The organism is Empedobacter sp. UBA2044, assembly GCF_002333005.1.
Taxonomy (GTDB): Bacteria; Bacteroidota; Bacteroidia; order Flavobacteriales; family Weeksellaceae; genus Empedobacter; species Empedobacter falsenii_B.
Genome location: NZ_DDBA01000077.1, coordinates 37,301 through 44,892 on the forward strand (window position 1 = coordinate 37,301; position 7,592 = coordinate 44,892).

The 7,592-nt window shown below is 30.7% G+C and carries 9 protein-coding genes; 6 read left to right on the forward strand and 3 right to left on the reverse strand.

Annotated features, from left to right (window positions below; genetic code table 11):
• Positions 1–28: 28 nt before the first annotated feature.
• Entirely contained in the window at positions 29–484 is a 456-nt protein-coding gene (locus tag B4E59_RS14255) for a hypothetical protein (protein WP_219034742.1), read from the reverse strand.
• 370 nt (positions 485–854) lie between these two features.
• On the opposite strand from B4E59_RS14255, the gene B4E59_RS14260 reads away from it, so the two are divergent.
• The 3 genes from B4E59_RS14260 (at position 855) to B4E59_RS14270 (ending at position 3,375) form a co-directional block, all read left to right on the forward strand.
• Positions 855–1,391, forward strand: a complete 537-nt coding sequence (locus B4E59_RS14260; protein WP_306822322.1) for a GNAT family N-acetyltransferase — start codon at positions 855–857, stop codon at positions 1,389–1,391.
• A gap of 123 nt (positions 1,392–1,514) precedes the next feature.
• Positions 1,515–2,162: a 2OG-Fe(II) oxygenase gene (locus tag B4E59_RS14265; protein ID WP_038333614.1), complete on the forward strand. Its 648-nt coding sequence runs from the start codon at positions 1,515–1,517 to the stop codon at positions 2,160–2,162.
• A gap of 130 nt (positions 2,163–2,292) precedes the next feature.
• Positions 2,293–3,375, forward strand: a complete 1,083-nt coding sequence (locus B4E59_RS14270; protein WP_291053602.1) for a DUF695 domain-containing protein — start codon at positions 2,293–2,295, stop codon at positions 3,373–3,375.
• 57 nt (positions 3,376–3,432) lie between these two features.
• On the opposite strand, the gene trxB is transcribed toward B4E59_RS14270, so the two are convergent.
• Entirely contained in the window at positions 3,433–4,380 is a 948-nt protein-coding gene (gene trxB, locus B4E59_RS14275; protein ID WP_286477854.1) for a thioredoxin-disulfide reductase, read from the reverse strand.
• 71 nt (positions 4,381–4,451) lie between these two features.
• Complete coding sequence (gene holA / locus B4E59_RS14280; protein ID WP_291053609.1) at positions 4,452–5,462, reverse strand: DNA polymerase III subunit delta; 1,011 nt, start codon at positions 5,460–5,462, stop codon at positions 4,452–4,454.
• Between the two features lie 3 nt (positions 5,463–5,465).
• Between holA and B4E59_RS14285 the strand changes: the two genes are divergently transcribed.
• The 3 genes from B4E59_RS14285 to B4E59_RS14295 all read left to right on the forward strand — a co-directional run bounded on the left by B4E59_RS14285 (position 5,466) and on the right by B4E59_RS14295 (position 7,575).
• The gene (locus B4E59_RS14285) at positions 5,466–5,918 is read left to right on the forward strand and encodes a type I restriction enzyme HsdR N-terminal domain-containing protein (protein ID WP_221854544.1); all 453 of its coding nucleotides are present in this window, start codon (positions 5,466–5,468) and stop codon (positions 5,916–5,918) included.
• Positions 5,919–6,368: 450 nt separating this feature from the next.
• Positions 6,369–7,151 (forward strand): hypothetical protein, encoded by a 783-nt coding sequence (locus B4E59_RS14290; RefSeq protein WP_221854543.1) that lies wholly within the window; start codon positions 6,369–6,371, stop codon positions 7,149–7,151.
• A gap of 7 nt (positions 7,152–7,158) precedes the next feature.
• Positions 7,159–7,575, forward strand: coding sequence for a hypothetical protein (locus B4E59_RS14295; RefSeq protein WP_286496144.1), 417 nt, complete (start codon positions 7,159–7,161; stop codon positions 7,573–7,575).
• The last annotated feature ends 17 nt before the right edge of the window (positions 7,576–7,592 follow it).

The window sequence follows — 7,592 nt, forward strand, 5'->3', positions numbered from 1 at the left end:
GAGAAAGCTTTTTTGATTATTGTATTTTTTATATCAAACCAAATTGCTTGAAATGATGTGTAAAATGTTTTTTATGAAATGTTTTCCAATCTTCGTATCCAATATCATTTAAAACAGGATTGACAATTTTAGCATCAGGATTTTCTGTGAAATATGAATTGAATTTATCAATTTCTTGTTCTAATTTTTCTATTGCAGCTTCTAAAGAATGGTAACGTAAATCTAGTAAACCTTCCATTCCATTTGCTTTTATCCCCTTTTGCATTTCATGATCAGATTCTAATAAAAAGGATTTGTATTGGGGTATTTGCTCTGCAGGAATTCGACAAGGTACTGTTAAACCTCCATTTGAAATTTTAGTGGTTACAATCAAATGTTCAACCATGTGTTGAGGTGTCATAATTCCCCATTCTGGCTGTTGATCTACTTTTAAACTTTTTAGTTTAGAAATAAGACTGGCTTTATCTTCAAAATTTAAAAACATATTTTTTCTGTGAAGTTAGTTAGTCGTATAATAATAATCAATAAAATTCAAGATTTATTTTGTTAATTGTTCAAGCCTTTTTATATAAGCGTCTACAAAATTCTGAATGAAACTTGTTGTGGTTATAGAGTTCTAATTGTCCAATCTTAATAACTTTAAGGGTATATCCTTCGGTTGTCATTTTAATTAAGTTCTTTGAAATCTTTCTAGAATTTGCTTCTTTTCATAGACTTCCCATAAAAGTCCAATTGTTTTTTGAGTTTAGTTATCTGATTTCATTTTAAGAAAGTTTATGTAAAAATTTTCAATGAATTAATTATCATTTTTAATGAATATCGTATAAGAAAAATGTAAATTAGTATTGTATTAAATGAAACAAATGATAAATATTCAGCCCAATTTAGAAAATGATTTAGTAGAACTTCAACCGCTCAACGATAATGATTTTGAAGCGCTTTATTTAGCTGCTTCAGACCCGAAAGTTTGGGAACAGCACCCAAATAAAAATCGTTGGAAAAGAGATGTTTTTATGAATTTTTTCGAAGGTGCAATTCAAAGTAAAGGTGCTTTCAAGATTATTGATAAACAGACAAATCAAGTTGTTGGTAGCTCTCGTTTTTACGATTATGATGAGCAAGATTCATCTATTTTGGTTGGTTATACGTTTTATTCGACGAATTGTTGGGGAAAAGGTTTTAATCCGTCTGTTAAGAAATTAATGTTTGATTATATTTTTCAGTTTGTTGACAAAATTTATTTACATGTTGGCGCTGATAATGTACGTTCGCAAATTGCAGTAGAGCGTTTGGGTTGTAAAAAAGTGAAAGAAGAGCAAATTGAATATTTTGGAGAAGAGCCAAAATTAAATTTCATTTATCAGTTGAATAAAGTTGACTGGTTTAAGTAATTGATAATTAAAACTATTTTTTGAGGACAGATTTTTTCTGTTCTTTTTTTTGAAAAAAACTCAAAAATATGATTATGTTTTTCGTAATAAAATATACTTTTACTGAAGTTTTCATAATAATGAATGAGTAATATTACATTAAACCCAATTTATGAAAAGATTATTGATGACTTATCAAATCAAAAATACTCTATTTCAGACTTTTTTTTCTCAACAGAGGAGACAAAGCAACTTCGCGAAGCAATAATTCGAAAAGAAAATAAAAAAGATTTTCATCAAGCAGCCGTCGGAAGTTCGGTTAACGAACAAATTGTAAAATCAATCAGAGGAGATAAAATCAGATGGATTGATGAAGAAAATAAAACAGAAACGGAAGAAATTTTTTTCTCAAAAATCAATGATTTTATTGAGTATCTCAATCTAACATGCTACATGGGCATTGAGGAAAGTGAGTTTCATTATGCCATTTATCCCGAAGGGACATTTTATCAAAAACACGTTGATGCTTTCAAGAATGATGATAGACGCACACTTTCGATTGTGTTGTATTTGAATGATGAAGAATGGAAAGATGAATTTGGCGGACAATTGACCTTGTATTTGGCAGATGAGAATAAGGCTGAAAAAGAATTAGATATTTTACCTCTTGCTGGTCGTTTGGCTGTTTTTGACAGTAAAAGTATTCCACACGAAGTAAAAACCGTTAATCGACCAAGATATAGTATTACAGGTTGGTTGAAAACCAGAGGAAATATATTGACATATTTGTAAAAAATCTGTAGTCGTTTTGTAGTCACTTTAGAGATTTGCTTGTAGGATTATTGTAGTAAGAATTAATTCATTTGATAAGCAATAAGCTCTATATTTGATTAATTACAAATTAAACTACAACTAAACAATTATGAATTTTTTTAAGAATATTTTCAATAAAAAAGAGAAGGTTGATTCTTATGAGTCTTTCTGGAAATGGTTTCAAGAGAATGAACAAAAGTTTTATGAAGCCGTAAAAAATCAACGAAATATTGAAGTTAATTTTTTTGATAAATTATCGCCTCAATTGGATCATATTAAAAGTGAACTTTATTTTTTGACTGGAATGGCTGATGATAACACAGCTGAATTAATTTTCACTCCAGACGGAATTATTAAAAATATCGTTTTTGTAGAAGAACTTGTGGCAGCTGCTCCAAATTTACCGAATTGGAAATTTACTGCTTTAAAGCCTGCAACTGGAAATATGGGATTGAATATGGGAGATTATAGTTTTGATGAAGATAAACTATCTTTTTATCCCATTAATCACGAAAATTATCCTGATGAAATTGATATTGTAATTACTTTTGATGAGTATAAAGAAGAAGATAAAAATCAAATTCTGAATGGAGTTTATATCTTTTTAGACAATTATTTAGGTGAATTGAATACCGTAACAATTATTGATAATCTATCTGTAATTGCGAAAGATGATGCTGAGCAAGAGCTAATTCCGATGAATAAGTTGAAGGATTATTTGACTTGGCGAGAAAAAGAATTCGTCGAGCAATATCAAGCAACGAGATACGAAACTGAAAATGATAGTTATTCTATGCTAGAAGCGCAGTTAGAAAGCGGAAATATGTTATTGGCAGTTATCAATACGAATTTATTGAATTGGGATTCAAAACCTTCTCATCCGTGGTTGGCGACATTGATCATTAAATATGATGGTAGCGAAACGAATGGAATGCCAAATTCTAGCGACTATGAATTGTTGAATGCAATAGAAGATGAATTAATGGAAACATTGAAAGATGAGGATGGCTATTTGAACGTAGGAAGAGAAACTGCCAAAGGTGAAAGAGAAATTTATTTTGCGTGTAAAGATTTTAGAAAACCATCTAAAATTTTCTATGAAACCGAACAAAAATATAAAGATGTTTTTGAAATTTCATTTACAGTTTACAAAGATAAATATTGGCATCAATTCGAACGATATAGACAATAAAAACAAAGCTCAACCCTTGGTTGAGCTTTTGTTTTTTCTTATATATGCTAAACGATATTATACTTCGTCAAAGAATTCTGCAACATAACGTTCTGCGTCTAATGCAGCAGCACAACCAGAACCAGCAGCAGTAATAGCTTGTCTGTAAACAGAATCTTGTACATCACCAGCAGCAAAAACACCTGCTACATTTGTTTTGTACGAACGATCTTGCGTGATTAAATATCCTGTTTCGTCCATATCCAATTTCCCTTGGAATAATTCTGTATTTGGTTTATGTCCAATCGCGATAAAAACTCCATCAACGATTAATTCTTTTTCTTCGTTTGTAACATTGTTGATGATTTTCGCTTTTTCAACAACATTGTTTCCTTCCAAACCAATTAATTCGTGGTTATATAAAACCTCTAAATTATGCGTATTTGCAACACGATCTTGCATCGCTTTAGACGCGCGCATTTCCTCTTTACGAACCAATAAATAAACCTTGTTACAAAGTTTTGATAAGTAAGTTGCTTCTTCAGCAGCCGTATCACCACCACCAACTACCGCAACATCTTTACCGCGGTAAAAGAAACCATCGCAAGTTGCACAAGCCGAAACTCCGCTACCAGCGTATTTAGTTTCATCATCTAAACCTAAATATTTTGCAGTTGCACCTGTCGAAATAATAATAGAACGAGCTTGGTAAGTTCCATTGTTCGATTTTACAGTATGTACATCACCTTCTTTTTCTCCAAAAGTTACTTCCGTTACATATTCGTATTTTATTTCAGTTCCAAAACGTTCAGCTTGTTTTTGTAAATCAGCCATCAATTCTGGTCCTGTAACTGCTTCTGGATAACCTGGGAAATTCTCAACATCCGTTGTTGTTGTTAATTGTCCACCTGGCTCCATACCAGTTAAAATCAAAGGATTCATGTTCGCGCGTGCAGCATAAATTCCCGCTGTATAACCTGCAGGTCCAGATCCTATTATGATAACATCTCTTACGTTATTTTCCATTGTGTTGTTTTATTTTTTTACAAATTTAGTATTTCTTATTTATTTTTTTCGATTCTATAAATAGATGAAAATTATAGATTCATAATTTTATACACTAATTCAATTAATAATTGGCTTGATGTCACATTTCCAGTAGTTCCAACACCTTTTCCTTTCAAATCATATTCACGAATAAATGAGATAATTCTCGTAGCTTTTTTTAGCGGATAATTACTCGCAGCCGTCATCATTCCTTGTACAAAGTAGGGATTAATTCCTAATACTTTTGCCAAATTTTGTTTTGATTTATTTGGCGTAACATGTATTTGAATGATATTTGTAAACAGATTAAAAATTGTTGTGATTGAAACGACGTACGGATTATCCTTCGGATTTTTCTCGAAATATTTAATGATTTTGAATGCTTTTTCGATGTTCTTCGTTTCGATTGCATTGCGAAGTTCAAAAACATTATAATCTTTACTAATCCCAATATGTTCCTCAATATGATTTGGTGTGATAGTTTTATCCGCGCCAACAATTGTAAAGAGTTTTTCTAATTCATTGTTCAAACGAGATAAATCTGCTCCGACATACTCCGTCAACAAAAACTTTGCTTTTGGTTCAATCTTAAATTGATTAGCTGCAACTTTTTGTTCTATCCAAGAAGGTAACTCGCTTTCATAAATCTTTTTGAATTCGTGGTAATACCCTTTTTCATTCAGAACTTTATAGATTTTCTTGCGTTTATCAAGTGAATTTCCTTTGTAATTGATGATTAAAACCGTCGAATCTTGTACTTGATTTGCATACATTTCCAACTGATCTATCGAACGGCTAAGATGTTGCGCTTCTTTTACAATCACTACAGATTTTTCTGCACCCATCGGGTATTGACGCGCCATTCCAATCAATTGTCCAACTTCTACATCTTGTCCATAAACTATTGTTTGGTTAAAACCTTTTTCTTCTTCTGTTAAAATATTTGCTTCCAACAAATCAGTTACCTGATCGATGAAAAACGGCTCGTCGCCCGCCAAGAAGTAAATCGGTTTATAGTTTTTGTTTTTTATATCTTTGATCAAAGATTCTACAGGACTCATACAATGACTGAATTAGTACAATTAAATTTTTCCGAAAAATACCAAATAAGATTGAAACAAGCCCAAGATAAATTGTATATCTTTTGTTTGATTCGAAAAAAATGGTTGGTCTATACGCCCGAAGAATGGGTTAGGCAACACGTTCTGAATTATTTAATCAACGATTTGGGTTATTCAACTTCGGCGATTGCGTTGGAAGTTGCAATTGATATTACAGGAATGCGAAAACGTGCAGATATTGTCGTTTATCAGCAAGAAAAACCATTTATTATGGTGGAATGTAAAGCGCCGAATATTGCAATTTCGCAAGCAACTTTTGATCAAATAGCGCGTTACAACATTGTGTTAGGTTCTCAATTGTTGATGGTAACAAATGGTTTGAATCATTTTTATTGTATGATGGATTTTGTTCAAAAAAGATATAATTTCTTGAAAGAGTTGCCGAAGAAAGGATAATTTGAAAATGAGCTAATGTGTTGATGTGAAAATTTGTCAATTCGAGCGATTTTAATGGATCTTGACTACGTTTCAAACGTAGCTGACCACGTCCCGAACGTAGTCGACGTGGTTCTGAAGCAAGCTGATTACGTTCCGAAGTAAGCTAGCTTTGTATTTTAGTAAGCTGATGAGGTTTTATACCTAGTTGATTACGTCCAGAACTTAGCTGACAATGTCAGGAACGTCAAATTTGGGGTTAGGTTACCTCGTTTTCTTGGTTCGTAACCAAGCCAGCTTGGTAAAAGAGACCGTCAACTTAGTAAATTTGGAAGCTGACTAGGTTCAGAACGTCGTCAGCTAAGTGTTTAAGTAAGTTTGCTGAGTAAATTAGGTAGTTAGCTTAGTGTATTACATGGAAAATGTAGTTTATTTTGTGAAATGGTTTAACTTTATTAACAAAGAAGTAATTTGTTTAATCCTTCAAGAAGAAATAGAAATATAGGTACTGCCAAACAGGGTTTTAGTAAGAATAATAAGTTGACGATTTCTACTCCATATGGTAGTTACCAATCTTTTTATGAAAAACTAACAACTTATAAAAAAGAGAGTAGAATTATTAATAATCATGAATTTGTGTTTGTAGTGGAAGATACAAGACTAAATTCTGTTCACGCATGTTCAATAAATGATATTGTAAAAATTATTTCAAATATACCTGTTGAGGATTATGGAGAATTAAAATTTATAGTTTTGAGACAACCAAAGCGAAAGGAGCAAATTATTTCGAGTGTTTGGGGAAGATTAGTTTATTTATACGAATTCGAGAAAGAAGATTTTCCTGCTATTATTTTAGAATCTATAGATAAAGATTCACAATTAATTTGGAGTAAAAAGCTATCAGTTGATGAACGAAAAGAATTCGAAATACTTAAAAATGATGGACATATATTTGAAGAAAGTAATAAATATTTTACATCTAAAATAGAACCTGAATTTGCAAGAAATACACAGTTATATAGAACATTACTACACGAATTTGGTCATTATGTGCATTATTTAGAACAAGTAGAAAAACCAGGTCATGAGGATGAAGAATTTGATGAATGGGAGAGACGAAATGATATTCATGTAAATCTTCCGAAAAAGGAAAAGGAAAAGTTTGCGAATAATTACGCAGATAAAATAAAATCCGAACTGATTAAAAAAGGAGTGATACCATTTCATTTAAACCATTATAAAAACGAAAACTAATTTAATAATGAATGAAGAAATAGAATATACACTAAATAAATTATTATTGAATGCAAGTTTGTATTCAATTGAATATTCGGGTATTTTATCGTTTAAGTTTTCAATTAGTAATAAATCAATTTATTATGATAAAATTGTTGAAGTAATAATAGAATTTGTATCTGGATGTAAAATATTTAATAAGATTACAAATTTTAATATTGATAATAATGAATTATTTGAGTTAGTGTCATTGGATATTTCGAATGTTAAACTATTTGATGATAAATTTTTAGAAATTTATATTGATGATAGATATATTATTAGAGCTTTAGAAGATAATTTTGTTTTGAATGATGTTAAATGGATTATTAAAAACAAATTAAATAATTATAGAATATTTTATGATGGTTATAAAATAGAAACTATAGATTTAATTAAATGACACTGTCCAAAATTTTG